Raw genomic sequence first — 24,735 nt, 5'->3', positions numbered from 1 at the left:
TCACCCTATTTGCCCTAGCAGATTTTGGCAAATCAGCTAAGAAGGTACATATTCCTGTCTAGTTAGGAGCAGTTAAATTGCAAGCCCTTCTTCAAGCGCTTTTCCTCTCACTTCGTTAGGAATGGGGGAGTCATCGCCGTTCATACTAGCGAGCAAGTCTAGGCACTGCTCCTGAGTGAGAGGGGGATTACCAATCGCATCCAGGCTTTTCAAGGCTCGACGCACACGATCTAGATCATTGATTGACAGGTGCCGTGCGCAGGCTTCCTGTAATTGCTGACTTGGCTGATCCTCGGGACGACGTTTCGTAGTTTCCATGCTCAGCTCATTTGCGATAATTCGCCAGTCAGCTGTAGAGCTAGCCCAATCCTTTAGAATCCCTGCCATACTGTAACCCTGCGCTTTAATTTTGAACGCATAATATATTGCTAAGGAAGATAAATGTCCCGTCTTGCAGAGTTTCGTGCGGCCGAAAAGGCGCTTGCCGAGCAATTGGCCCATTTGGAGTCACTCAAAAATGACTCTGGCCTGAAAAAAGAAATCGAGTTCGAAGAGCAGCTAAGGAGCCTCATGCGTGAGTACGAAAAAAGCCTGAAAGACGTGCTCTCTATTCTTGATCCGGCTCAGGCAGGTATGGGCCGACCCAGCCGGCGGACGGATGCTCAACGTAAAGCGCGAGAGCTTAAGGTCTACCAAAACCCACACACTGGCGAGATTGTTGAGACCAAAGGTGGTAACCATCGAGTCTTACGCGGTTGGAAAAGTGAGTTTGGATCTGACGTCGTTGAATCATGGCGCCAGGCGTGAATTCACAAAGGCCGCTTCGGGGCGGCCTTATGGTTTCAGAAGGGCGGGGACTAAGACTCAAGGCACATCCGGCTCAGATTTTTGCAGACGCTCTTGGAGGCTAGCGATCAGAATCAGTTGGTCTCGCACCATTTGCTGCGTGGTGCGCAACTCGTCCGAGAGTTGCTGATTCTGCTCCTCAAGCTCCATGCGCTGCCCGTCGAGCCTGGCTTTATCTTGGCGCAATACCTCAGAAGCCAGCGCCTCGCGTACAATCTGCTACTTCGCCTCCTCATCATTCCGCAATAGACGGGCCTCTGTGAGCAGCCGCTCGTTATCTCGATTTAGTTGTGTCACTTCGCCCTAGCGAATAATCAGTGTCTGCTGCAACTGTCTCAGCTCAACTCCAGCTTGCTGCAGCCACCCTTCATGCTGTCGCAACTCTTGCTCACGCTCCTCCTTGGCAGCTTGGCGGAAGTGATCAAGCGTGAGGTGAGCGTGGTTGTGCTTCTCCTCTAGCGAGAGGATCTGTGCGTCTCGATCCCGCAGGCGTGTTTCCAGATCACTCCCCACCTGACGAAGTCGGGCATTTGCCAGCTCGGACTGGTGTTTCTGCTCTTGCGCTGTTCGGAGCTGGTCGCGTGACTCCAGCAACTGGCCTGCCAAGGCCTGAATGCTCCCTTTCAACTGATCAACCTACGCCTGTGTGTTGCGTAGCCCGCGTCATTTCAATGTCGTAGCAGTAGTCGGAAGCAAGGAAATCCGGGCTCACCTGGAGCAGGATGATCTCGTCGCTGTTGATGTGTTCGTCGATAACCTGGTCGATCTCCTGACCTGCACCGATCCTACGATCGTGCCATGTCTCGATCACCCCTTGGCGCTTCAGCATTGCAAGCTGCTTTTCCAATTGGTTTCGTAGCGCCTCTTCGGCGTGGCAGTAGGAGAAGAAGACGTTTGGTAAGATTAAAACTCCATGTCGATCAAGGCGTGATCGACGGAACATAAAGCGACCAGAAGTGAAAGGCTAGGGACATTGATTAGTGGCGATGCTTCGAATGGCAAGAGCAAAGTGCTATCGTCGGAGCGCTCAGCAAGGCAGCCACATTCACATTCAGGGGAGCACAGTACCGCTATGGGAGCTATAGAAGGGAAGCTACCGTCTAGAACGCCATTTCTTGCTAGGTCAGCGACGCCTCGAACAGGAGAGAATCGGCTGCCTGGGTATTACTCGGCCGAAAAGGATATGTGGGTGGTGGATACCGTTTCGGGCACCAAGCCTCTGATTGAGAACGGTGCTCTGTCTCAGCTACTGACTAAGACCAAAACGAACAATGAGCAGGACGACGATTCTTTTTTCCTGCTGGAGACCATCACAAAGACATTCCAGCGCACGGAAAGTGATGATGATGACTTCGCTAGAGGCAACCAGCTTCTGGAGCTGCTCTCCAAGACTGAGAGCAAGACCGAGCAGGATGATCCCGGTACTGCGAACCTGATTCTGGAGCTTATGACCAAGACTAACGTTGAGCTGGAGCGGGACGACAACGGCGATCCGTCATTCTCTCTTGAGACGCGCTACTACCAGGACTGAGTGGAGCGAAAGCCGTGCTTCTGCTTGTGACTAACCGACGCGACATCACGACTGACTATGTAGTGGCAGAACTGCAGCGTCGTGAGATTCCGTACTTCCGCCTCAACACTGAACAGCTTCCTGACTCTCTATGCACCATGGCCCCAGCACCTCGGCAGGCATGGTCGATAGCCTTCGGTGATCGGCAAATCTCGGGTGACGAGATCACAGCAGCGTACTTTCGACGCCCTGGTGCTCCATTGCTGTCAGACGCTGTTACTGAACCAGGGGAGCGCGCCTACGTTGAGGCAGAGTGGAGTAGCTTGCTTAAGAGCTTGTACGCACGATTGGAGGGGCAGTGGCTCAACGCACCTACTGACATCTTCCTGGCTGAGGACAAGCCCAGGCAGCTCCTGCTTGCTCATGAGATCGGCTTCAATGTGCCGACTGCCGCGATCACCAACGACCTCAGATCCGTGCGCCAAGTCGCCGACATCGGCCCTGCGATAGGAAAGCCGCTTCGCCAGGCGGTGCTCAACGGTGAGCAGGAGCGTGTGATTTTCACCACCCGGATTTCCGATTTCGATGATGCTGATGCCGATGCAATTAGCCTTGCCCCGTTCATCGTTCAGTGTGAGATCGCTAAGAAGTATGACGTTCGGGTCACTATGGTGGGGGAGCGGATTTTTGCGACCGCCATTTGGTCTCAAGAGCACGATGAAACCCAGGTCGATTGGCGACAAGGCAGCCGCCCAGATTTGAAGCACGAGCGAATTAATCTTCCCACTGAGGTCGAGCAGCAGTGTCATTGCCTGATGGCGCAGTTGAATTTGCGGTACGGCGCAATCGACTTCATCTGCGACTCGGATGGAGCGCTGTGGTTCCTAGAGATCAATCCCAATGGGCAGTGGGCTTGGATTGAAAATTTGACCGGGTACCCGATTGCCGGAGCGATAGTGGATGAGCTTCAAAGAATTTCACTGGCGTAGTCTGCCGCAGCTTATGTGGCCCTTCGTCAAAGAGGATAAGGAAAAGGACAGGCTAGACGATGAGCTCTACGGAGGTTTGAAGGACGCAATCGTTAGCGCAGGCTTGGAGAAGGATTCTGATGCAGCTCTCGAGGAGGCACGGAGGATCTACGATGCTGAGTTGGAGCGAAGTCGAGGAGCGGATACCAAGGCCGGAATTTATCTAGCAGCTATCACGGCATTAGTTCCTGTCCTCGCCTCTCTGCTGGGGAACCTTTGGGGCGAGAAAACGCCCGCACTACTCGGCTGCCTATCCCTTGTGGTTTTTGCTCTCTCGATGTTGTACCTGGTAAGGGCGGGCGGCTGGGCATTCAAGACGCTTAAGGTGTCCGTATCCAACCAGACTAGCCCTAAGGACATTTCTGTTAGCTGGGATAAGCCTAACCCTAAGCAGGAGCTAGCAAAGCGGCTGTGCCGGGCGGTCATTGCCAATTATAGAGGCGTGAACGCGAAAGTGCTCTGTATCAAGATGGCTCATCAATTCCTGCTGAGAGCTTTTTTGACATTTGCCCTGTTACTCGCCATCCAGGCAATCAGTCCAATCGGTCAGGCCGCTGTGAAGTCCCTGCTACCCGACGCTAAACTAAGCGTATCAAGGCGCGCATTTGCCTAACGTAGCGTTCTCAAGTGGTGACCGTAGTGAAGTGCGCCCTCATGCCAAGACTGCCTTTACGTGCTTCTGTCAGGCTTATACCGCCGATGCCCGCCATAACGCTTGAAAAGCTCATTCATCGCATCAGCATTGGCTTCGTCTATCCGTCGGATGTCGTCTTCCGACAGCGCTCGACGTTCTGCCTCTTTAGCGAGTGATCGGGCCTCCTTCTCATGGATGATCTGATCAAAATTGTCGGGCCCAACGCGGGAGTACGCGTCAGAGCTCTTCGGATTCTTACGCATATGACCTCTAGTTGATAGGGACGTGGCGCGATCTGGATCTGCTAGCCGGGGCGGCGAACTCACCGAGACAGATGCCGGCTCGGTGCGGTCTAGAAGGCTCTTGGGCCTAGGCGCTGCCATGCTAAGGGTGAGCGCTGGCGTAAACCCGAGCGTGAGAAATCACCTCTTCGGTTAGCGAAGGATAATCCACCAGTAACTGTTTGATTGGCACCCCGGCGTCGATCGATACCTGCACTACCTCAATTGGGGGGCGAGTGCCCTTCAAGACCGGAGTGCCATGATTTCGGGGTCTTTGACTACTGTCTCCCCGGCCAGTGTTGGCTGAAGAGTTCGGTCACTGATTCAAGACATCTCGGTCGCCACTAGGATTGGCTTTTTGAAGGTGAAGTACAGCCTACGGTGCTGCGTGAAAAATGCCAGCCCTTTGAGTAGGAGGCCGCAAACGTGAGCGGCGCATCGTAATCAAGAGAGGAACAAGCTGAGGATGGATCCTACGGAAAGCAAGGCTAGGCCGGCGAAAACCTGATAGAAGTTGGAGGCGCTTAAGCTCCGAATCTTTTCCTCAATCTGAATGGTTGAGCGATCCATATGGTCGGAGATCTTGCCAAGTTGGGACTCAACGTGGTCTAGCCTGACGTTGGTTGCGTTGACTGTCTCAACGAGTGCTGCATGCAAACCATCGACTACTTCCTTGAGCCACATTAGCTTTTGCTCTGTGGTAAACGACGTAGGTGGACTGGAGGAACCTCGTGCTAAACCGGTCATGCTGAGCGGGCCAATGCTCACTGTACCCACGGCTTGAGTTGGAGGCTTTCGCCATGCGGGGAACTGGCGCAGCCATGCCCAAAGGACTCGCCAGGGCGCGGCAACCGCATTTTCTCTAGCAGAGAAATAGAGCGCCCCTGCGCTAAGTGATAGCCCCAGCACCTGCATTGATAAGCTCATCCACCATATGAAGGGCTTATTATTAGCGCCGAAGAAGCTGATGCTGACGAACGCCGTAGCTATCAGCACCAGTGCGCCTAGCAGCAATGGCGCCGCTGGCCTTAGCCATTTTAGATATTCGCTTTTAGCCCCCGTCACCGATGATCTCCGTATTGGTGGAGCAGGATTCCATCGCTGAATCTTCTCGCGAGCTAGGGCCAAAGGCCAGCCCGATTGGTCGAAACAGCAGAATGAGGCCTTTTGCGATTAAAATAGCATCACGCTACAATCGACTAGCCATTAGTTAATTTTACTGTATATACACACAGTATTTGACGCCAAGTAACTAAGGTACACAGTTGCTGTGTCGGAATTGGTTTTCCAACTGTTGTAGCGGATTTGCCAGGACGGCTTACCCCTCTCTCCTAGCGAAAACTCCCTTGCCGCAACGGTGAAGCAATGAGCGGAGAATGTTGTGGGCAAGCTCACCAACGATGCAACTAAACTACTCGAAGCAATAAGCTATCAATTGATAGTGACATTGGAGTATTGCCATAACTTGATAGAAGGTCAGGCCCTTTGGTTAGAGGTCTATGGCGACGTTACTGTGGGTGGAAAAGCCCAGATCGAAGTAAAGAATTTCGTCGATGATCTTACCGATGGGCATATCAATTTTTGGAATACTCTAAAAAACTGGACATCCTCCAAATTCAAACAAGAGAAATATTGTGAACTAATACTGCTGACCACCCAGGCTTATGGGGCCACAGCGGAGCTTCGTCACTGGAACCAACTAACAGTGGGAGACAGGCTGGCTCTTCTTGACAATGTCCTGAAGCACAGTGAAGCGAGAACTGCAGCGTCCGGTAAGAAAGAATCGAAAGTTGTCCAAATTCAGCAGTTTGTAATGGCAGAGGAGAGACGTGAAATACTCCTGGATGTCATCGGGAAAGTCAGAATCGTTTCTGACGAGCCAAGCCTCGTAGTACGCGCCGAAGAGGCGAAGAGTCGCTACGGAAAGGGATTGGATCCATCAAAGCGAGGAGACTATTTCGAGGCTTTATTAGGCTATTTGATTGAGCCATGTATTTCGAAAGATGGCTGGAAGATCACCTACGACGATTTTGATATAAAAATTGCCACTTTGTTCGCAAGATATTGTAAGAATTCTCGAAAGTTTCCAGTTGTTGATTTAACCAGCCTAAAGGGACTGGTAGATGAATCAGCTTATGCTGATCGGCTGTTCGTAAAGAAACTGCACGAAATTAAATATGCCGAAAAGATTCCGGCAGCCATTTTGGAACACATGGTTGCTGTGCAGACGATAAGCAGTGAGTTCAAACGATTCACTGTGGAGAAATTGGATGTTGACAGCTACAAGAACGATCAACTTAAACGCCATATCAGCCTTAGGTCAGGGGCGATAAAACAATGCCGGCGCTTGTCTAAAGAGTACTGGTGCGAAGAGTCACAGATATTTTTCGATAACCGTTGCGGTGAGCCGGTCGATGGTATGCCTGCCTTCGATGGTACTACTGTGGATTTTCGAAATGGCATCTGGCATATGCTTGCTGATGACGAGGATGAAGAGGGTAATGAGAGGCTGCACTGGAGGCTCTGGTGATGAGGCTCACGACGACTGACCATATTCATACATTGCATCGCAGCCCCCTGATCATGGCTCCGATTCTCCATGCCTTTTACAGTGACTTGAAAGAAACCCAGAAGAACGTTTTACTCAGCTATCTTGTTCTTCCATTTGTGCTGTATGACTCAACGTCATCCTATTTGCATCGCGTAAGCGATCGTAGTACATGGCGAACCATGATATCAGACAAGACCAGAATTGCGGGTATTCACAAAAGAGTTAACTCTCTTCGGAACATTACCAATGTAACTTTGATGAGCCTTGTTAGTGCAGGCTACCTGATCATTGATGAGGATATGGTTGTTCGGGCTACCAGGAAGAGATTTCCAGTCATAAAAGGGATGGGGCAGAAAATAGCTTCGGCCCGTAATCTCGCGAAACTTCTTGAAGAAAGAGAAGCTCCGCGTGTGTACAAATCGCTAGGGATAGTTCAGCTATGAAGTGCTTCGTCAAATCAGTCGGTGTAATCGATCGTGAAAATGAAATTCACCAGGTTACATTCAAGCCTGGGTTGAACATCATTACCGGCAAGTCCTCGATGGGCAAAAGTGCCATTATCGAGATCTTTGATTTTTGCCTTGGCAATAGCGATGACACTATTCCTAAAGGTGTGATTACCACGCGTTCCAAGATCTATTTCACGATTCTAGAATTCGAAAATGAGCTTATTGTTTTGGCGCGTAGCCGAGATGCCAATAAGGTTTTCATCAGCGAGACTAGTGGCTCTCTTGATGAAATATTTCTCAGGATGAAGAGTGTTGATCAGTTCTTTGCGCCAAGTCTATTTTTACCGCTACGCGACTTCAATAAAGAACTTGGTCGATATTTTGCCATCACCATGACCGATATTGATGAGGATCTTGGGCCTAGAGAGTTTGGGAAATCAAAAAGCTCGACACCCTCAGTTCGCAGCTATGCTTCCTACATGCTTCAGCATCAAAATCTAGTGGCTAACAAGCATGCTCTTTTCTATCGCTTTGATGAGAAAGAAAAACGTGATCAGGTCATCGATCATCTGAAAATATTCATGAATTTCGTAGATCAAGAATATTTTTGGCTGTCTCAGGAAAACAATCAGCTCAAAGCGGAGCTGAAAAAGATTGAGGCTCAGATTCCCAAGGTAAAGGATGAAAAATCCCGATTCATTGCTAGGGTTGATGAGTTGCTTGCAGAATACAAAGTCATTAGTGGCACCGAGCTCACTGCATTGACGGGGGCTCAGATTGCAGGCAGCGTTAGCAATTCTTTCAGAAAAATCAGAGATGCAAACGTTCGGATCGACAGCATTGCAGACGCTTATACCGAGCGCAAAAATGGGCTGGAGAAAGAGCGATCTAAGCAGACGTTGGTTGTTCGTGAACTGCAAGATAAACTCCATGCGGTAAGATCTTCGATAAGCCTCACTGAAGATTTTGCTAAGACCATTAGCGAGATCCCAGTTCCAGAGTACGCCGAAGTAAATGAAGCCAACTGTCCGTTCTGCGACGCGCCCAGTCAGCATGTTGAAAATGAGGCGAACAAGCTCATTGCCGCTATCGGCTGGATGAACAAGGAACTAAATACGTCATCCTATGCACGAGAAAGCTTTCGTGAAGAAGAGGGCAAGCTTGTTAAGGCGCTTGTAAGAGAAAAAGAGACACTCTCTGGTATTCAGGCCAAGCTAAACGAGCTGGGCAAGCAGGTAGAAGACCTGAAGAAAAGCAAGACTGTTGACGAGATTGCATTGCGCGTCAAGCACCGCCTTGAGGGGGTTATTGAGGACTATGCGAACAAACCGAAATCGGAGTTTGATGCCACCCTGCAAGCCATCAAGACAAGGCTAGCCGATATCAAGCCGCTTCTGGACGCTTACAATGTACCTGGAAAAATGAGCGACTTGAGCGACCTGATCAACAGCGAAATGGCGCGCATTGGCTCAGGTTTCGATTTCGAAGATGCCTACCAGCCGATTAACCTAAAATTTGATCTTCATACCTTCGACCTGTGGCATGAGAGCCCCACAATGGGCGATGTCTATCTGCGATCGATGGGCAGCGGAGCGAACTGGCTTTATTCGCATCTGACCCTGTTCCTAGCGCTGCACTCTGTGTTTGCGCTGAAGCATGAGGAAGGATGCAAGATTCCCCCAATTCTGTTCTTTGATCAGCCGACGCAGGTTTATTTTCCCGCAAAGATTGATCATGCGCAGACCTTCGACGCAAAGGCTTTGGCCGAACTCACAGACAGCACGGCCAGGCTTGATGATGATCTGAAGTCGGTCACCAACATGTTCAACAAGCTCGTCGAGTTTTGTGAGCAGACAGAAAAGGCCACCGGGATGATGCCGCAAATTATCGTGACCGATCATGCCGATGATTTGGTACTGGAAGGGAAAGCCAATTTCCAGTCCTTTGTGCGAGCAACCTGGCGCAAGCGAGGCTTTATCGCCGAGAGTCCAGCAGACCCGATCTGATGATTAAGTTGAGCATGTTTCGATTTCGAAGCATGGCCGGCTCGAATAATTCGCCACCTTGATTTCCTGTGCACACTTGACTGTTCGCCTCTGGCCGTAAGTAGATACCTATGATTGGTAACTACCGCTCAAGAACGGACAGGCGGAGGCGTCTATAAATTCTCAGGTGCCATTTACGCCAAACTTTTCAGGATCCGCCGATGCCACTCACTGCCTCCCGCATCGGCACAGGTAGTTTTAAGGAAGTTATTATGGATAACCCGATAAAGCTCGGTGAAGGTGGTGCTTATACCCTTCACCCAAGAGCATTGCGCCACATTATAGAGGGGGACTACACCCAAAAGGTTGAGCGCCCATCATCTGGTGGGAAATCTGTTTTGATCACTGCCATTGCGGGTGGGTTGCACACTCACTCAGCTCTAATGGACTTCCTAAAACACCATCCGAAGATTTCATCTCTAGATTCATATGACCCAGAGCTCAATGAAGATTGGTTCTATATTAGAGAGCTTCAAAACAAAGTGCTCACTGTCAAGCTGCCAAAGGAGCTATTTGTAAGCAGGGCGGCAGACTTAACCTTAATGCCTGAGAATTACTATAAATCCGGATATCTATGGAAGACTCTCTTTCCCAAAGACTTTTCGGAGGAGGATATTCTTAGCGCTATTGATCAGGCACTTCGAAATTTAGACGTAACTAACTCAACCGCGCCTTCCGATCCCGACCAAGATTATCATATTATTGGTTACGCAAACGTCGACCAACCGATGACAGCCATGAGAATTCAAGTCCAGCTGCGGGGCAATGAAATACGGTCGGCATTCCCATCCTGGACACAGCCTTGGACTGGAAATAATGGCAAAGCATTTTCTCATGCTGACACTATTTCGTTTATAATGGCGGAGTCGGTTGAGAAAAGTAGTGATGATCACTATAGCCTTAGCAGGATTTTTTGCAAAAATCGACCTGATTATGAGCTTCTAAAAAAGCTGACGCCGGAATTTACAATTACAAGAACCATCCCTAAAAAAGGCCGACCCCATGATGAATGGCGAGCTGCGAGGCTCGAAACGCTAAGGGACTTTTCTCAGTCTCTGATCAAGGCTGATATTCAGAAAATTCTAAAATATCTTTGTGATCATGTCATAACCAAGGAGTCGTCATTTCAGCAGCAAGCACTATATATTTCCAAAGTTCCATACTCGGGCAGCCCCCTAGATTTCAATGCATGCCAGATCTCCCAGAATGTGTACGAATGCTTCTACGTGATTCTACATTATGATCTCTACCACGGGACAGATTATTTCTTAAGGTGCATGCAACGCTTTCTTAAAGCCTCGGTGATTCATACCGGGGGCATCCATTTGTTCGAGCTGAAGCGATTACATAAGCTTTTTATTGAAGGCGCTTCTATTCACCCCGACAAAAATTCTGTCGCATTGTTCCTGGAGCTACTAGCAAATTCACCATCTAGAGCGGCCACTTATCACGAGTTCAATGTTAATACGTACATCAAGGGGCGCGACGAAGACAGCATGATGCTGGTCGGTTCGAACGGCGTAATCTTACCAGTAACCAGCTCAATATTAATTGACTTTGTATCTCTCAATCTTGGCGAGAACTACCTTTTTTCATTTAAAGAAGAAGACCGCGCCGAGATATCCAAACGAATTATATTTAGCCAGATCCCTGCGAGCTACATAGATGACGCACTTAGCTACTTCACCGGGGCAGATTTCGACTTCTTCTCGTATAACCTCGCATCGCTCCTTGCGCTAGATAACAAAAACCCAGTTCCAGACAAAGCGCTGGAACGAATTATTAGGGACTATCACCGAATGCTGGTGATTTATAGGCAACGTTTGGTTATGGATAACCCAACAGCTTACTCATCTGATCCTTATGATCTTGAGTATATGTCCCCTGAATTTTGCGACCTGGTTATCAGTCAGCATAGAAGAAAGTTTGTCCTTGGCAATCACAGTGGTTTTCTTGGTGAGATAATCAAGAAAACCAGTTCGGCAAAAATTTCTAAAATATGCAACTTCCTTCTCAATGGATTGAGCAAAGAAGGGGTTCCAATGCCGCAATACATTCCCGACCACATCGAAAGCTGGATGAGGAATGACGCCTACGTTAGAAAAGAAAAGATTGATTTATCTATATTTGATAGGCGCGCAAGTTAGTTTATCGATGCAAAGCCTGAAGCAATGCTTCCGTGAGCGACTGCAGTTTGATTGTGCGATAAAGTTTCTCTTCATTTTTGTGCGGAGAACTCTCCCGCTTTTTTGGTTGTCGTAGCTGAGCAACACCAACCTCGTTACTATCGGGCAATTAATAAAAGGATCCATTCATTATGGAGTATGTCACACCACTTTGTTCGGTACTTGCACTTGTTCTCGCCTATTTCGCGATCAGCCGGGAAGGGCGAACTGACCTCAAAGATTCTTTGCGCAAGGTTCTGACGTTGGCGCGCAGAGGGCTTCGCCCAATCTTGATGGCTGTAATCATTGTGGGCCCGGCGCTGATTTCGTGGAGTTCGTATACCAACGTCGCTGAGTTCAGGGACTCAGTCGAGCCGGTCACTCGCAGAGAGATAGTTTCCATGCTGCTCCACGCCTTCAACTTCGGGATGTACCTCATCTTTTGCATGGCTGGCATTGGCATTGTCATCGGCATGCTTCTACAGGGAAGAAAGCGAAGAAAGAACAGCGCTAGTGAGTTGGAGGAGGATGTCCCCTCCGAGGAGGGGGTATCCGGATAAACTTGGCTGGAGTGGTGCACAGGATCCGCACAGCACGTGCATCTTGTTAGTTTAGGCCGCTCTCTAATCGACTCGTTGTGCTTCGATTTGAGCTCTGGTAGTCAATATCCGCTTCTGGCCGATAGCTGCCCTCCGCCAGCGGCAGCTTCCGACTCATAGCTGCCGGTGATCCTAGTAAATCAATCTGTTCCCTTTTTCTGCGTCGCGCTGCTTCACGATTGCGCTCCCCGAGATGATCAGTGCGGTTCGGAAAGGTTCCAATACATGCCAATCCTGAGCCTCACTGGATTGATTTACGCCTCGATCTGCGTTCCGGCGACCTTGGGCGTTAACTACCGAGAGCGGCATCTCGGGAAGTACGATTGAGCTTGGAAACAAGGGGGGCTATCAGCTGTCCAGTTGACACCAGCCCCTTTTTTTAGCGTACCGTAGTGGCCATCCACCATTACTCGGTTACACGGCTCTGGGATGACTGCGGGGCCGGCTAACAGGCCTTCTTCTAGGATGACCATCACTCATGGATGATCTCGGTTTCGACTTCGGTAACGCTGTTCAGTGGTTCCCGCACGAGCAGGAGCAGCCGTACGTGCTGGTCAGGATGACCGCCCAGCAGGTGGCGCTTTTGGAGGCGGCCATGGCCGAGCCATTGCGTCGCTGTTACATCACCGATGAGGTGCTTGAGGCTGCGGCGGATCGCCATGGGCTTACTCTTTCAGACGTTCTGGCGAGCAAGCTTCCGGATGCCGGCGCAACTATGGCGGGAGACTTCGGCGAGGTGCTCGGTTACTTCTACCAGTCCGCCATGGAGTATCCGGGGGCCGCGATAGGCCCCAAGAAATGGCGGCTCAAGCAGGACAGAACCAAACCGGCACCCAAGTCGGATGTCATTCACTTCATCATGCCCCAACGTCCATCCGCCAGTGCTGATGACCAGGTGCTTTGCGCTGAGGTGAAGGTCAAATCCACTTCCGCTTCCTCAGACCCAATCGGCTCTGCTATCACAGACTGCGCCAAAGATCGCACCAGCCGGCTCGCGAGCACACTGGTGTGGCTCCGTGAGCGCGCCATCACTGAGGATCTTGGTGACGTCGACATTCCGCTTCTCAACCGGTTTATCAACGCGGTTGATCATCCGCCTGCTGCCCTGCGATACAGGGCCGTCGCCGTTATCTGTGAGAGCTTTGTCACTGCTGAGCTCAGCAATGCACCCGCCACGGCCAGTGACAAGTACACACTCGTGGTGATCTCAGTGCCGAATCTACATGCCACCTACAACGCAGCTTTTGCAGCTGCGCGGGCGTCGGTGCTTTGATATGAGAGCCTCCCTCCAGAATTGGATCAACGACGCCGACATGGCCCGGCACCTAGGTCAGTTTTCTGTAGCCGCATTGCCCATTGAGCTTGCCCAGATCGGGAATCGCCTTGCCGACTACTACATCTCGCTCGTGGGAGAGCTGTTCGACGGAATCCACTCCACGAATACCCCAAGCGACGACTGGGCACAGCTGGGTAATGCCTTCCTCCAGTTTTCGAAAGAGACTCCGGCTGAGCAGGTTGAAGCGCTGGGTATCTCGAAGGATGAAGCAGCGCTGTTTGCCGCAGCAGCGTTTTACTTTGGCGACTTTCCAGCGTCGGCCTGCCTGGCCATGCGTCAGTCTACTCGGCCCACTGATCCACAAAGCCCATGGGCTGCGTGCTATGACTTCCTGGCCCGCCCGAGCAGCCTGGGATCTCAGACTGCTATCGAGGTGCGGGAGCAATTGCGCAGTGGCGACCTGTTTGGTCTTAGCGACAACGTAGAGGCGAGCGCCACCGAGGCACAAAGCGCGTTAGCGGATGGGCCGGATACGTGGGTGGCAGCGGCCTTGCTCAGTCGGCTGCTGGCTCGCTTCGAGGCATCGAATTTTCGGGCTGTGCTGCCAGAGGGGGCGAATGCTTTTTGGACGCCTCTGATCAATTCCTTCATCAATCGCAAACCATCGACCTGGGAGTTCTTCCCCTCCCAGATACAGGCTATCGAAAGGGGACTGCTAGGTAACGCCGAAAGCTATTCCTTGCAAATGCCAACGGGGGCCGGCAAAACCACGCTCTGCGAGACGTTGCTGTACTGGCACCTGAAGCGCAATCCGACCCACGTCGCGATCATGATCGTGCCGTACCGGTCGCTGGCTTCGGAGCTTCGCCATTCTCTGGTGCGTCAGCTAAACGGCCTGGGGATCGCGGCGCGCTGCGCATATGGCGGGACGATTCCATCGGGAGACGAGGTGCATGGGCTCGATCACATCAACGCGCTTATCGCGACCCCTGAGTCGCTGTCCGGAATTCTCAGTGCTGATCCAGCGTTTGCTCAGCGGATATCGCTGGTCATTTGCGATGAGGGGCATTTGCTCGACAGCTCCGGCAGGGGTATTGGTCTGGAGCTGTTACTGGCGCGGATGAAGGCCCGCCAGGTCAATCCGATCCGCTTCGTATTCATGTCGGCCATCATCCCTAATATCGAAGAAATCAACGCATGGCTTGGCGGCGGCGAGGACACCGTCATCAAAAGCACCTATCGACCGGCGATCGCCGAATTTTCCGTCCTTCGATCCGCTGGTAGTGGAGTGGGCAAGTCCGTTCGTCTTGACATGCACCCGCATGCTCAGCAACGGCAGTACTCAATCCATGGCTTCCTGGATCGGAACACCTTCCAGTACGTGAACGCCCGCACGGCGCGCACGAAGACCTATGGCTTCTCATCAACCAAGACCCTGGCTGTTGCCGCTGCCCGGAAGGTTTTGTCGATGGGAACCACGGCGATATTCGCCGCAAACAAGCGCGGCGATCAGGGTGCGATCGGTTTGGCGGAAGAGCTCATCAAGCAGTTGGAGTATCCATTACCGTTACCCAAGCCCATTGACCATGCGGATCTTGAAGCGCTGCGTACGCGAGTCGACTACCTCGAAACTGAATTTGGTGCAGCCTGGATAGGTACGAGGTCGCTGCACAATGGGGCTGTGCTGCATCACGGTGACATCCCCCAGGAGACACGAGAGGTTTTGGAGGAGCTTCTGCGGGATCGACGAGTCCAACTGGTCATCTGTACCAGCACGCTCGCAGAAGGGGTAAACCTGCCGATCCGCTCGCTTGTTCTGTATTCGGTGCAGCGTCGCATGGGCAGCGGACGGCCCGAGAACATGCTCGCCCGTGACATCAAGAACCTGGTTGGTCGAGCCGGTCGTGCCGGCGCCAATACCAGGGGGTTGGTGATCTGTGCGAATCCTGATCAGTGGTGGTTGGTTCTTCCCGTCGCTACTGCGGGGGCAGGAGAGCCCGTCAGAGGTTCACTGCGTACCTTGATTGGAGAGCTTGAGCACTTCCTGAGGACTCACAGTATCGCGCTCGACAATCAGTTCTTGGAGAGTCAGCCTGCCAGTCATCCACTCATTGATGGTGTGGATGCAACGCTCATCGAGCTGATCGCGGAAGAGATCGGGGACGCTGAGTTTCTAAGGTTGGCTACCGACCTGTCCGACCATACGTTTGCTGCCCACCAGCTTCCAGTTGGTTCTGCCGTCACGCTGCGGACGGTCTTTAAGTTGCGCGCCCAGCGTCTAATTGCGCTCAGGGCAGATGGCAAGATCGCATGGCTTCAAGCTACTGGAGCCAAGGTGCGCCTTCTGGAGTTCGTCGAACAGGTTCTGTTGCCGAGCAGGGCAGATTGGGCGAGCCCTGTCGATCCTGCTTCGGACGATATCCTTTCAGCGATTCTGGAGTGGGCCTGGCAGGATACAGAGCTCAAGTCAGATGTGCGCGTGGCATTCAGGCTCGAGAATGGTCAGGATCTTGAAACCGTCAAAGCCACGTTCTTCGGGATCATTCGGCAGTGGGTACGTGGTGCAACCTACGCCAAGATCGCCCAAGCAACACAGATGGAAGTTGACGAGATCCTGGGGATCCACACGCGCGCGATCACGTATTCGTTGCAAACACTGGTCGAGCAGGGCGTCTCGCTTCTTGCCCGACTGTTGCTCGAACGTGGGATTGCGGTGAACGACGGGGTAGCGGCATTCGCCGAGCATCTCAAGTTTGGTGCGCCCTCGCGTTTCGGAGTTCTACTGGCTAATGGTGGGGTACGGCATCGAAAGGCATACGTCGCATTGGGTAATGCAATCCAAGCCTTAACTCCTGCTGTCCAACACGCGAGTGCCAAGGCAGTGGCGCTGCAGTCACTTGAAAACTATCCGGATGAGTGGCGTGACGCGCTAGGCGAGTTTGTCTACTCCAACACCCTGAAGGATGTCGGCGGAGTGGGGTAGGTGGGCCAGGCCGATAGTGATGCGTATTGGTTAAGATTAAGCAAGGGATGAAAGTGGCCGTTCTAGGGCCCAAGCGAAGGCGATCTTGCTACGTTCCTGGGCCGAGCCGGCTGGGGCGCTATTAGGCCTCCTGGTACCGAGTGAGAAGCGGAGCGCTGCTTTTGGCCCAATTCCTAACACTGGCAAGAGGCAGCTAACACATAGCGGACATAGACGAATGGCGAGGCTGATCAAAGAACCTCAGTCGAGATTTCACTCTCTGAGCCATACGGCCATCCACTGGTTGTATCTATGCTCCAGCTGGGAAGCTGCCCAGCATTGCGAAGGACGTGCGCTCCATGAATATCTATTGCCTCACCTTCTGGCCTAACGGCCCTGAGGTTGACCACAGCATCAATTCTTAATTTTCATCTTTTTCACAGAGTGCGCACGCTGCTCATCCAGAGAGTTGTAATACGTGTTTTGCGTAGTGCTTAAGCTGTTATGGCGCAAGTCTGCCTGCAGATCCTTCATGTCACGATGTGGTGCGTCGAAGGTGGCGGATGTGTGGCGGAGCCAATGCAGTGAAGCCGAACGAAGTTGATCTACCTCGTCATCGCTCCAGCCTTCCTCTCGCATCCTCTGAAGGGCTTGATCAAATACCTTCTGAAGCAAAAGCCTGATGTGACGATCAGAAAGACCGCCTCGCCCCTTTAGCGTGCTGAGCAACGGCCGCTTTTCATGCGCAGAGGGAAGGGGAGGCAGCTGTAGATGCTTACGGTACCGGGTCAGGTAGGACTCTATGAACTCGTCGCGCACGCTAATTTTCGCCGCCTTGTTCCCTTTACCAACAACGTGGAACCACCAGTTCCCTGTCGTATCTCGACGGAAATCCCCCATGACGGGCTGCCAGTTATCACGCCCCACAAGGTCAGAGACACGCAGATACATAGAGAACAGAGTGGCGACTATAAACAGAGTGCGCTCATGAGCAGGGTCAGCTGCCGCCATGAACTCGGCAGTTTCAATGACAAAGCTCCACTGCAGCTGGGTCAGTGACCGAGAAGCCACATCCAGGGTGTTACGCTGCTTGTAGACCGACTTCTGTTTGACTGCCCGGAATGGATTCACCTCGGTGAACCCTTCGTCTATCGCGTGCTGAAAGAAGCTGCCGCACACGGCAAATACCTGAGCCACAGATCCCTGGGACATTTTGTAGACGCTCGAGGGGAGGGCGGTCAGCGTTTCCGAAGCGATTTTCCGATCTCGTTTCGGAGCAGTAGTAGCAAAAGGACGCCAATCCTCATTCACGCCATACGTGTCACTTTCAGACCGTTTCCTTCCGCCAACTCGCACGAAGCGAGACTTAACGATCGGGCCAATCCATTCAGCGGGCGGACGGAGGCAGAACTCCATGAAGGCCTCAGCATCCCGGCGTCGCAGCTCGATGAGCGGCTTTTCTGCGATCAGGACAGACCATAGGAGCAAGCGCTCCACATGGGTACGGTATGAGTTGTACGTGGCGTGGTTGCCGGCATACGACTTGAGAAATCCACGCACAGCCACATAGCTATCGATGGCCATGCATCCCTCTGGCAAGGCTCGCAGGTAGCCGAGCACCACTGGAAGCTCAGCGCTTAATCCCAGGAAATTGAGTTCGTGAAATCGTTCGAAGGTGTCGAACAAGGGCTGAGGTGTTTGAGGCATGGCATACGTTGCGACTGTGTTATGCCATCTAGGATGGTGGTTTTCAGCAGGTTACGCAATATCCGGGTCTGATGATTATCGGATATTACATTCCTGCACATGGTGTCCTCAGTAGAAGTGAGTACCCGGGACTTGCCGTAGCAGAGTGCAGTCCAATGGCATGCAGTGGTGAAAACGACTTCTCCGTTGTGCCTCGATACGATCTCCCACAGCTTGGCAGGACTCATTGCAAGTCAGATCGGTCTCGGGAAGGAACAGACAGTCCGCCGAGGATAGCTGATCGGAAGCAGCGTGAACGGTGAGCGGACGTCCAGTTAAATCGCGCCTCCAGGAGTGTCCTTCATGCCACGCGATACGCATCCAGAGATGCGTCATCCCAGTCCACTTTTTATTGCGCACAGGAAGTCTATTTTTTACTCGTTAACTGATTGGTTTATAGAAAGAAACGCAGCAGTAAGGCCACTAGATCTTAGAAAAATGGGCTCTAGGGGTAGGCTCAGTCTACTGATTACTGCGACCAATCCACTAATTAGTGCGACTGCGCACGCCTGGGCTTGAAAGGCATTAAGCCCATGATAAACCGAGATTTAAATCTCGACGGGCTAGGGTTATCGAAGCAAGCCAAACTGCTCGCCGAAACCAAGAATTGAGGTCTAATTTGATGATTTATAAGCAGAAAAATCGTGCCAGTGTGCGAGTCCACTTTTTAATGCTGGCCGACAGGTCAAGTTGGGCCGCACTTGGTAACCCTAGGCTTCGCATAATGTATATTATGTTAAATTAAATATTACGTGGTAGGTGCTCCTTTCCCTCTCTGCTCTCGAATCACTCAAAAAGATGCTGTGAATGCATGGCCACGGCCTTCGCTGAAATCAGCTCGTTACGCTCACTGGTCCAGGCCCTCTGATAAAGCTTGCGAACGACATCCAGCCAGTGCGCGCTACCATCGCCATCGGTTCCGACGAAGATAGCCCCACCATGAGCACGATATTCATCACGCGTGGTCGATGCGACTCGAGCGAATGGCATGGCACGGGTTACCAATGCTCCGTGATCCACGGATGGACAGGTTCCATTGACCGCTGCGGGAGCCTCGACAAACTGGGCGGAATGCACCGTCACACCATCCCTGAACAAGAGGCAAAGCATTTGATTGCTGTGCCGGCCTGCAGGTTTGGCGGGCTCCGGTATGAATCCCGAGACGGGAAAGACGCCGGTTGAGGCCGTGATGATGGTCTCGGCTACGACGCTGACACAGTCCCGCATGTTGAGCGCCCCGGCGTCCTTGCAGGCGGTCACAGTCCATCGGGAGAGCTGATAAATCGAAGGGTTGAGCATGTAGGTCTTAACGCGTACCCCCGTGTCATAGTAGTCGCAACGCTGTACGGGAAAACCCTCCCAGCGCGGGAAGTCAATGACTGCGGCATCACAGCGACGAGGCTTGCCGCCTATCCTTGCGCTGAAGATCCTGCGCGCCACCTCGATCCCCGCCACCATATTCCCAGCGCTATTGGTGATGGCGGTTGAGGCCGGCACAGTACTCGCTGACGCTGGATGAAGGCCGTTCGGTGGGGAGGCCTCGTACGCCGGTGCCGGACTCTCGACCGGACTGGGTTGGTCTGGTTTCGGATCGTCGCGATCCCATTCACTGGCCACGGCAGGTGCGATGAACAGGCTGGCGCTGAGCAACAGCAGTAGCGCTTTCATACTGACCTCCTTGCTGCAGCAAGCGCTCCATGCCAGTGCGTCGTCTGCGGAAATACCGCAAACTCTAGTTTCATCCACATCGATCTGTGGAATAACCGATCTGTGGTCGCGCGGATCGGAGGGCAGTCTCCCGGACTCCCCCACCCTACCCCTGCACCAGCGAACTGAGCACCGCCCTCGTACCGGCTTGTTCAGCTGTCGCTCGCGGAGGGTCGAGAGCAGCAGCCGCGCGGCGTTCAGCGGCTGCAGCAGATCATGACTGGCGCAGCGCGTCGCCACCCGCACCCGTGAGCTGGATACGCTCAACCACCAGTTGCGCGAAGCCCGCGACGCCGCCGAGGTACAAGGACAAGTACCTAGGGCAGCCAGTTCTTCGTTGAGGCTCTGTAGGCGTGGCTGGGCCTGGACGCGCTCGGAGATGTTGGCGGCTAAGCCCTCCACCAGCCCTTCTTCGTCCGGTTTGAGCAGCAGGTTATGGCTGCTGTCACGCCGGAGCACTGGTCATTACTGGCTCTGCCCCTTGTATATGGGGTGTGCCAACCAGTCCGGAGGAAAGCGCCGGGACCACAAGGTCCCGGAGTGTTGGCAGTCCTCAGACTGCCGCTTCGAGGCTCGGCACAGCTTCGAACAGGTCACCCACCAGGCCGTAGTCGGCGACCTGGAAGATCGGTGCCTCTTCGTCCTTGTTGATCGCCACGATGACCTTGGAGTCCTTCATGCCCGCCAGGTGCTGGATGGCGCCGGAGATGCCCACCGCGATGTACAGCTGCGGCGCGACGATCTTGCCGGTCTGGCCAACCTGCATGTCGTTCGGCACGAAGCCGGCATCGACCGCGGCACGGGAAGCGCCGACCGCGGCGCCCAGCTTGTCGGCCAGGGCATAAAGGATGCTGAAGTTGTCGCCGTTGCCCATGCCACGGCCGCCGGAAACGACGATCTTGGCAGCGGTCAGTTCCGGACGGTCGGACTTGGCCAGCTCTTCGCCGACGAAGGCGGACTTGCCGGCATCGGCCGGGCCGGAAACCGCTTCAACGGCGGCGGAGCCACCTTCGGCAGCCGCGGCGTCGAAGCCGGTGCCACGCACGGTGATGACCTTGACGGCGGCCGAGGACTGCACGGTCGCGATGGCGTTGCCGGCATAGATCGGGCGCTTGAAGGTGTCGGCGCTGACCACGTCGATGATCTCGGAGATCTGGTCGACGTCCAGCAGCGCGGCGACGCGCGGCAGGAAGTTCTTGCCGTTGGTGGTGGCCGGCGCCAGCACGTGGCTGTAGCCCTTGCCCCCATTCTCACCAACAAGAGCAGCGATCAGCGGAGCAACGTTCTCCGGCAGTTGATGAGCGTAGGCGGCGTTGTCGGCGACCAGCACCTTGGAAACACCGGCGATCTTGGCAGCGGCTTCAGCCACGCCACCGACGTTCTGGCCAGCGACCAGGACAGCGATGTCGCCACCGATCTTCTGTGCGGCAGCGACAGTGTTCAGAGTGGCAGCGCCCAGTGCGCCGTTGTTGTGCTCAGCGATTACCAGGATAGCCATCAGATTACTTTCGCCTCGTTCTTCAGTTTCTCGACCAGTTCGGCAACGGACTTGACCTTGACGCCAGCGCTGCGGGCAGCCGGCGCTTCGACTTTCACGGTCTTCACGGTGGAAGCGGTGGAAACGCCCAGGGCGTCCGGGGTCACCACGTCCAGCGGCTTCTTCTTCGCCTTCATGATGTTCGGCAGCGACGCGTAGCGCGGCTCGTTCAGGCGCAGGTCGGTGGTGACGATCGCCGGCAGGTTCAGCGCAACGGTCTGCAGGCCGCCGTCGATTTCACGGGTGACGTTGACCTTGTCGCCGGCAACCTCGACCTTGGAGGCGAAGGTGCCCTGGGCGTAGCCGGTCAGCGCAGCCAGCATCTGGCCGGTCTGGTTGTTGTCGCTGTCGATGGCCTGCTTGCCGAGGATGACCAGCTGCGGCTGCTCTTTGTCGACGATGGCCTTCAGGGCCTTGGCGATGGCCAGGGAGCTCAGTTCGTCGTTGGACTCGACGAGGATGGCGCGATCGGCGCCCAGCGCCAGCGCGGTGCGCAGTTGCTCCTGGGCGGCGTTCGGACCGACGGAGACCGCAACGATCTCGGTGGCGACGCCCTTCTCTTTCAGGCGCACGGCCTCTTCCACGGCGATTTCGCAGAAGGGGTTCATGGACATCTTGACGTTGGCGAGGTCGACGCCGGAGTTATCCGCCTTGACGCGGACCTTGACGTTGAAGTCGACCACGCGCTTGACGGCTACGAGGACTTTCATCGGGGACTCCTGAAAGAAAGCCGGGCCTCGCGGCCCGGAACAAGGGGTGACTCAGGGAATGGGGCGTCACCTGCGATACCGCCAGGGGACTGTAGGAGCGAGGGGGACGCCTGGTTCTTGCTCGCGAACAGCTCCGCAGCGAGGTTTGTTCGCGAGCAAGCTCGCTCCTACGAAAAGCAGGAAGCGCCCTGCGTTGCTGTTTTGACGTTACCAACAGACTATGCAACGTCCATCAATTGACTGAACGCCTGCAGGTGGTGATCGTCGTCGCCGAACTGGTGGCTGATCATCACCAGGTGCTTGGCATAGTGCGAGCCCAGGTATTCGTCGGTGAGGCCGATGCCGCCGTGCAGCTGGATGCACTGCTCGGAGATGAAACGGCCAGCACGGGTGACGATGTACTTGGCGGCGGCCAGGGCGCGGCTGCGCTCGGCGCTGTCCGGCTGGTCGGCGACGCAGGCGGCGAGGATCGCCATGCTGCTGGCCTGGTCCAGTTCGCCGCGCATGTCCACCATGCGGTGCTGCAGGACCTGGAAGGAGCCGATGGCGACGCCGAACTGCTTGCGGGTCTTCAGATAATCCAGGGTCAGCTCGCAGGTCGCTTCCATCGCCCCCACGGCTTCGGCACATTGCGCGGCGATGGCGCGGCCTTGCTGATAGCGCAGCGCCGCAAAGGCCGCGCCCGGTTCGCCCAGCACCCGTTCGGTAGCCACGAAGGCGCCATCGAGGTACAGCTCGCAAGCCTTGAAGCCATCGGCGGTCGGGTAGACGCGGCGCTTCACCCCGGCTTCAGTCGGGTCCAGCAGGAACAGAGCGATGCCCTGCTCGTCTCGCTCGGCACCGGAGACGCGCGCCGATACCAGGATCAGCCCGGCACTGTGCCCGCCAATCACCGCAACCTTGCGCCCGGACAGCCGCCAGCCACCGTTCACCGCTTCGGCACGGGTGCTGACCGCGTTGAGTTCGTAGTGGCTGTGCGGCTCTTCGAAGGCCACCGCGACCTGCAGCTCGGCGCTGGCCAGCGCACCGATCAGTTCGTCTTTCTGCGTCTCGCTACCCAGCTGCGCAATCAGGCCGCCGGCGTAGACCACCGATTGCAGGTACGGCTCCAGGCACAGGCCGCGGCCCAGCTCGGTGTGCACCAGCATGCTTTCCACGCCGCCACCGAAGCCGCCGTAGGCTTCCGGCAGGGACACCGAGGTCAGCCCCAGTTCGCCGAGCTGACGCCAGAAGTCCGCGCCGTAGCCCAGTTCGCTGCGGCGATAGGCTTCGCGTTGCTCGAATCCATAGGCATCACGTACCAGACGTGCCGCCGTGTCTTGCAGCATCTGCTGCTCTTCGTTGAGTTTGAAGTCCATAGTCGGCTGCCTCTCAGAGTCCGAGGTTCACTTTGGAAACGATGTTCTTCTGGATCTCGTTGGAGCCGCCGTAGATCGAGAGCTTGCGCATGATGAAGTACTGGCTGGCAGCGGTGGCGCTGTAGTCGGTGTGCAGCAGATCGCCGGTGCAGGCTTCCATTTCTTCTTCCAGGAACGGCAGCGCGTACGGGCCGACCGCCTTGCGCAGCAGGTGGGTGATGGCCTGGCGGATCTCAGTGCCGCGCACCTTGAGAATCGAACTCTCGGCGCCGCTGCCACCGCCTTCGCGGGCCGCGGCGAGGATGCGCAGGTTGCTCATCTCGGCCGCCATCAATTGCATTTCCAGCTCGGCGATCTGGGCGCGGAACAGCGGATCGTCGATCAGCGGCTTGCCGCCCTTGTGCTCACGCGCCGCGATGGCCTTGAGCTGGCGTAGCAACTGCTTGGAGAAGCCGATGCCAGCAAGCCCCGTGCGTTCGTGGGTCAGCAGGTACTTGGCGCAGGTCCAGCCCTCGTTTTCCTTGCCGACGAGGTTGGCCACCGGAACTTTCACGTCGTCGAAGAACACTTCGTTGACTTCGTGCTCGCCGTCCAGGGTGATGATCGGCCGCACGGTCACGCCCGGCGACTTCATGTCGATCAGCAGGAAGCTGATGCCGCGCTGGGCCTGGGCCTGGGGGTCGGTGCGCACCAGACAGAAGATCCAGTCGGCGTGCTGGCCCATCGTGGTCCAGGTCTTCTGGCCGTTGACGATGTAGTGATCGCCCTCGCGCACGGCGCGGGTCTTCAGGCTGGCGAGGTCGGAGCCGGAGCCAGGCTCGGAGTAGCCCTGCGCCCACCAGTCGGTCATGTCGAGGATGCGCGGCAGGTAATGGGCCTTCTGCTCCTCGGTGCCGAACTTGATGATCACCGGGCCGACCATCACGGCGCCGAACGGCAGCACGCGCGGCGCGCCGAAGATCGCGCACTCCTCTTCGAAGATGTACTTCTGCACCACGCTCCAGCCGGTGCCGCCGTGCTCCACCGGCCACAGCGAGGCATGCCAGCCGCGCTCGTTCAGGGTGCGCATCCAGAAGACGTTGTCTTCCTTGCTCAGGCGCTTGCCGAGCTTGACCTTGGCGGCCAGTTCGGCCGGCAGCTTGTCGCGCAGGAAGGCCCGCACTTCCTCACGGAAGGCCAGCTCTTCGGGCGTGTAGTGGATGTCCATCGAGGTGTTCCTCAGACCTGTTGTTCTTGTGGGCCGCGCAGGGGCGACCGGTTGGGTACCGTCGTTGAGTATCGGGATGTGCCGAGGGGCTGGCTGTAGTTCGTTCGGACCAATTTCGGGAGGG

At 54.7% G+C, this 24,735-nt stretch carries 21 protein-coding genes and 3 pseudogenes; 11 read left to right on the top strand and 13 right to left on the bottom strand.

Annotated features, from left to right (window positions below; genetic code table 11):
• Nucleotides 1-72 precede the first annotated feature (72 nt).
• Nucleotides 73-318 carry a hypothetical protein gene (locus H681_RS26565; RefSeq protein WP_162140829.1) on the bottom strand — a complete coding sequence of 82 codons (246 nt, stop codon included), beginning with the start codon at nucleotides 316-318 and terminating at the stop codon, nucleotides 73-75.
• A gap of 123 nt (nucleotides 319-441) precedes the next feature.
• Between H681_RS26565 and H681_RS12470 the strand changes: the two genes are divergently transcribed.
• Entirely contained in the window at nucleotides 442-807 is a 366-nt protein-coding gene (locus H681_RS12470) for a histone-like nucleoid-structuring protein, MvaT/MvaU family (protein WP_015477222.1), read from the top strand.
• A gap of 342 nt (nucleotides 808-1,149) precedes the next feature.
• On the opposite strand, the gene H681_RS25515 is transcribed toward H681_RS12470, so the two are convergent.
• Nucleotides 1,150-1,452, bottom strand: a complete 303-nt coding sequence (locus tag H681_RS25515) for a hypothetical protein (protein ID WP_015477220.1) — start codon at nucleotides 1,450-1,452, stop codon at nucleotides 1,150-1,152.
• A 25-nt stretch (nucleotides 1,453-1,477) separates the two neighbouring features.
• Nucleotides 1,478-1,789 (bottom strand): TIR domain-containing protein, encoded by a 312-nt coding sequence (locus tag H681_RS25820; RefSeq protein WP_236620521.1) that lies wholly within the window; start codon nucleotides 1,787-1,789, stop codon nucleotides 1,478-1,480.
• A gap of 240 nt (nucleotides 1,790-2,029) precedes the next feature.
• On the opposite strand from H681_RS25820, the gene H681_RS26740 reads away from it, so the two are divergent.
• Genes H681_RS26740 through H681_RS12445 form a run of 3 tightly spaced genes read left to right on the top strand, consistent with a single transcriptional unit; the run spans nucleotide 2,030 to nucleotide 3,997 of the window.
• Nucleotides 2,030-2,377, top strand: a complete 348-nt coding sequence (locus H681_RS26740) for a hypothetical protein (RefSeq protein WP_015477218.1) — start codon at nucleotides 2,030-2,032, stop codon at nucleotides 2,375-2,377.
• Between the two features lie 14 nt (nucleotides 2,378-2,391).
• Nucleotides 2,392-3,345 carry a hypothetical protein gene (locus H681_RS12450; protein ID WP_015477217.1) on the top strand — a complete coding sequence of 318 codons (954 nt, stop codon included), beginning with the start codon at nucleotides 2,392-2,394 and terminating at the stop codon, nucleotides 3,343-3,345.
• Entirely contained in the window at nucleotides 3,317-3,997 is a 681-nt protein-coding gene (locus tag H681_RS12445; protein WP_015477216.1) for a hypothetical protein, read from the top strand. Before H681_RS12450 ends, H681_RS12445 begins: the two co-directional genes overlap by 29 nt.
• 405 nt (nucleotides 3,998-4,402) lie before the next feature.
• On the opposite strand, the pseudogene H681_RS27230 reads toward H681_RS12445, so the two are convergent.
• Nucleotides 4,403-4,549 (bottom strand): annotated as a pseudogene (locus H681_RS27230) (DUF433 domain-containing protein); the annotation flags it as partial.
• 194 nt (nucleotides 4,550-4,743) lie between these two features.
• Nucleotides 4,744-5,364: a hypothetical protein gene (locus H681_RS26390; RefSeq protein ID WP_157883320.1), complete on the bottom strand. Its 621-nt coding sequence runs from the start codon at nucleotides 5,362-5,364 to the stop codon at nucleotides 4,744-4,746.
• Nucleotides 5,365-5,680: 316 nt separating this feature from the next.
• Between H681_RS26390 and H681_RS25810 the strand changes: the two genes are divergently transcribed.
• The 7 genes from H681_RS25810 to H681_RS12405 all read left to right on the top strand — a co-directional run bounded on the left by H681_RS25810 (nucleotide 5,681) and on the right by H681_RS12405 (nucleotide 16,367).
• Nucleotides 5,681-6,829: a hypothetical protein gene (locus tag H681_RS25810; protein ID WP_015477214.1), complete on the top strand. Its 1,149-nt coding sequence runs from the start codon at nucleotides 5,681-5,683 to the stop codon at nucleotides 6,827-6,829.
• Entirely contained in the window at nucleotides 6,829-7,293 is a 465-nt protein-coding gene (locus H681_RS26895) for a three component ABC system middle component (RefSeq protein WP_080636219.1), read from the top strand. The genes H681_RS25810 and H681_RS26895 overlap by 1 nt, the downstream gene beginning before the upstream one ends.
• Nucleotides 7,290-9,305 carry a DUF3732 domain-containing protein gene (locus H681_RS12425; protein ID WP_015477213.1) on the top strand — a complete coding sequence of 672 codons (2,016 nt, stop codon included), beginning with the start codon at nucleotides 7,290-7,292 and terminating at the stop codon, nucleotides 9,303-9,305. The genes H681_RS26895 and H681_RS12425 overlap by 4 nt, the downstream gene beginning before the upstream one ends.
• A 200-nt stretch (nucleotides 9,306-9,505) precedes the next feature.
• Nucleotides 9,506-11,491, top strand: a complete 1,986-nt coding sequence (locus H681_RS12420; protein WP_236620519.1) for an EndoU domain-containing protein — start codon at nucleotides 9,506-9,508, stop codon at nucleotides 11,489-11,491.
• 170 nt (nucleotides 11,492-11,661) lie between these two features.
• Nucleotides 11,662-12,069 (top strand): hypothetical protein, encoded by a 408-nt coding sequence (locus tag H681_RS26555; RefSeq protein ID WP_015477211.1) that lies wholly within the window; start codon nucleotides 11,662-11,664, stop codon nucleotides 12,067-12,069.
• 517 nt (nucleotides 12,070-12,586) lie between these two features.
• Nucleotides 12,587-13,381 (top strand): Hachiman antiphage defense system protein HamA, encoded by a 795-nt coding sequence (locus tag H681_RS12410; RefSeq protein ID WP_015477210.1) that lies wholly within the window; start codon nucleotides 12,587-12,589, stop codon nucleotides 13,379-13,381.
• Between the two features lies 1 nt (nucleotide 13,382).
• Nucleotides 13,383-16,367, top strand: a complete 2,985-nt coding sequence (locus H681_RS12405) for a DEAD/DEAH box helicase (protein ID WP_015477209.1) — start codon at nucleotides 13,383-13,385, stop codon at nucleotides 16,365-16,367.
• A gap of 393 nt (nucleotides 16,368-16,760) precedes the next feature.
• Here the strand turns inward: H681_RS12405 and H681_RS12400 are convergent, their stop codons facing one another.
• The 8 genes and pseudogenes from H681_RS12400 to H681_RS12375 all read right to left on the bottom strand — a co-directional run bounded on the left by H681_RS12400 (nucleotide 16,761) and on the right by H681_RS12375 (nucleotide 24,611).
• Complete coding sequence (locus H681_RS12400; RefSeq protein WP_177324584.1) at nucleotides 16,761-18,053, bottom strand: tyrosine-type recombinase/integrase; 1,293 nt, start codon at nucleotides 18,051-18,053, stop codon at nucleotides 16,761-16,763.
• Between the two features lie 825 nt (nucleotides 18,054-18,878).
• A complete protein-coding gene (locus H681_RS12395; protein WP_015477207.1) occupies nucleotides 18,879-19,760 on the bottom strand; it encodes a hypothetical protein in 882 nt (293 codons plus the stop codon).
• A gap of 192 nt (nucleotides 19,761-19,952) precedes the next feature.
• Nucleotides 19,953-20,027 (bottom strand): annotated as a pseudogene (locus H681_RS27225) (hypothetical protein); the annotation flags it as partial.
• 99 nt (nucleotides 20,028-20,126) lie between these two features.
• Nucleotides 20,127-20,234, bottom strand: a pseudogene (locus H681_RS27220) (hypothetical protein); the annotation flags it as partial.
• A gap of 118 nt (nucleotides 20,235-20,352) precedes the next feature.
• Nucleotides 20,353-21,297, bottom strand: coding sequence for an electron transfer flavoprotein subunit alpha/FixB family protein (locus H681_RS12390; protein WP_015477206.1), 945 nt, complete (start codon nucleotides 21,295-21,297; stop codon nucleotides 20,353-20,355).
• The gene (locus H681_RS12385) at nucleotides 21,297-22,046 is read right to left on the bottom strand and encodes an electron transfer flavoprotein subunit beta/FixA family protein (protein WP_015477205.1); all 750 of its coding nucleotides are present in this window, start codon (nucleotides 22,044-22,046) and stop codon (nucleotides 21,297-21,299) included. Before H681_RS12385 ends, H681_RS12390 begins: the two co-directional genes overlap by 1 nt.
• Before the next feature lie 218 nt (nucleotides 22,047-22,264).
• Nucleotides 22,265-23,404 (bottom strand): acyl-CoA dehydrogenase family protein, encoded by a 1,140-nt coding sequence (locus tag H681_RS12380; protein WP_015477204.1) that lies wholly within the window; start codon nucleotides 23,402-23,404, stop codon nucleotides 22,265-22,267.
• A 13-nt stretch (nucleotides 23,405-23,417) separates the two neighbouring features.
• Nucleotides 23,418-24,611 (bottom strand): acyl-CoA dehydrogenase family protein, encoded by a 1,194-nt coding sequence (locus H681_RS12375; RefSeq protein ID WP_015477203.1) that lies wholly within the window; start codon nucleotides 24,609-24,611, stop codon nucleotides 23,418-23,420.
• Between the last annotated feature and the right edge of the window lie 124 nt (nucleotides 24,612-24,735).

The organism is Pseudomonas sp. ATCC 13867, from assembly GCF_000349845.1.
Taxonomy (GTDB): domain Bacteria; phylum Pseudomonadota; class Gammaproteobacteria; order Pseudomonadales; family Pseudomonadaceae; genus Pseudomonas.
The sequence above is the reverse complement of the archived record's forward strand: the minus strand, read 5'-3'. Positions and strand labels throughout refer to the sequence as shown.

Bases quoted from the DNA above. Each gene is read 5' to 3' on its own strand.
- H681_RS26565 (WP_162140829.1), bottom strand. From the start codon at position 318: ATGGAAACTACGAAACGTCGTCCCGAGGATCAGCCAAGTCAGCAATTA.
- H681_RS12470 (WP_015477222.1), top strand. From the start codon at position 442: ATGTCCCGTCTTGCAGAGTTTCGTGCGGCCGAAAAGGCGCTTGCCGAG.
- H681_RS25820 (WP_236620521.1), bottom strand. From the start codon at position 1,789: ATGTTCCGTCGATCACGCCTTGATCGACATGGAGTTTTAATCTTACCA.
- H681_RS26740 (WP_015477218.1), top strand. From the start codon at position 2,030: ATGTGGGTGGTGGATACCGTTTCGGGCACCAAGCCTCTGATTGAGAAC.
- H681_RS12445 (WP_015477216.1), top strand. From the start codon at position 3,317: ATGAGCTTCAAAGAATTTCACTGGCGTAGTCTGCCGCAGCTTATGTGG.
- H681_RS26895 (WP_080636219.1), top strand. From the start codon at position 6,829: ATGAGGCTCACGACGACTGACCATATTCATACATTGCATCGCAGCCCC.
- H681_RS12425 (WP_015477213.1), top strand. From the start codon at position 7,290: ATGAAGTGCTTCGTCAAATCAGTCGGTGTAATCGATCGTGAAAATGAA.
- H681_RS12420 (WP_236620519.1), top strand. From the start codon at position 9,506: ATGCCACTCACTGCCTCCCGCATCGGCACAGGTAGTTTTAAGGAAGTT.
- H681_RS26555 (WP_015477211.1), top strand. From the start codon at position 11,662: ATGGAGTATGTCACACCACTTTGTTCGGTACTTGCACTTGTTCTCGCC.
- H681_RS12410 (WP_015477210.1), top strand. From the start codon at position 12,587: ATGGATGATCTCGGTTTCGACTTCGGTAACGCTGTTCAGTGGTTCCCG.
- H681_RS12405 (WP_015477209.1), top strand. From the start codon at position 13,383: ATGAGAGCCTCCCTCCAGAATTGGATCAACGACGCCGACATGGCCCGG.
- H681_RS12400 (WP_177324584.1), bottom strand. From the start codon at position 18,053: ATGCCTCAAACACCTCAGCCCTTGTTCGACACCTTCGAACGATTTCAC.
- H681_RS12395 (WP_015477207.1), bottom strand. From the start codon at position 19,760: ATGAAAGCGCTACTGCTGTTGCTCAGCGCCAGCCTGTTCATCGCACCT.
- H681_RS12390 (WP_015477206.1), bottom strand. From the start codon at position 21,297: ATGGCTATCCTGGTAATCGCTGAGCACAACAACGGCGCACTGGGCGCT.
- H681_RS12385 (WP_015477205.1), bottom strand. From the start codon at position 22,046: ATGAAAGTCCTCGTAGCCGTCAAGCGCGTGGTCGACTTCAACGTCAAG.
- H681_RS12380 (WP_015477204.1), bottom strand. From the start codon at position 23,404: ATGGACTTCAAACTCAACGAAGAGCAGCAGATGCTGCAAGACACGGCG.
- H681_RS12375 (WP_015477203.1), bottom strand. From the start codon at position 24,611: ATGGACATCCACTACACGCCCGAAGAGCTGGCCTTCCGTGAGGAAGTG.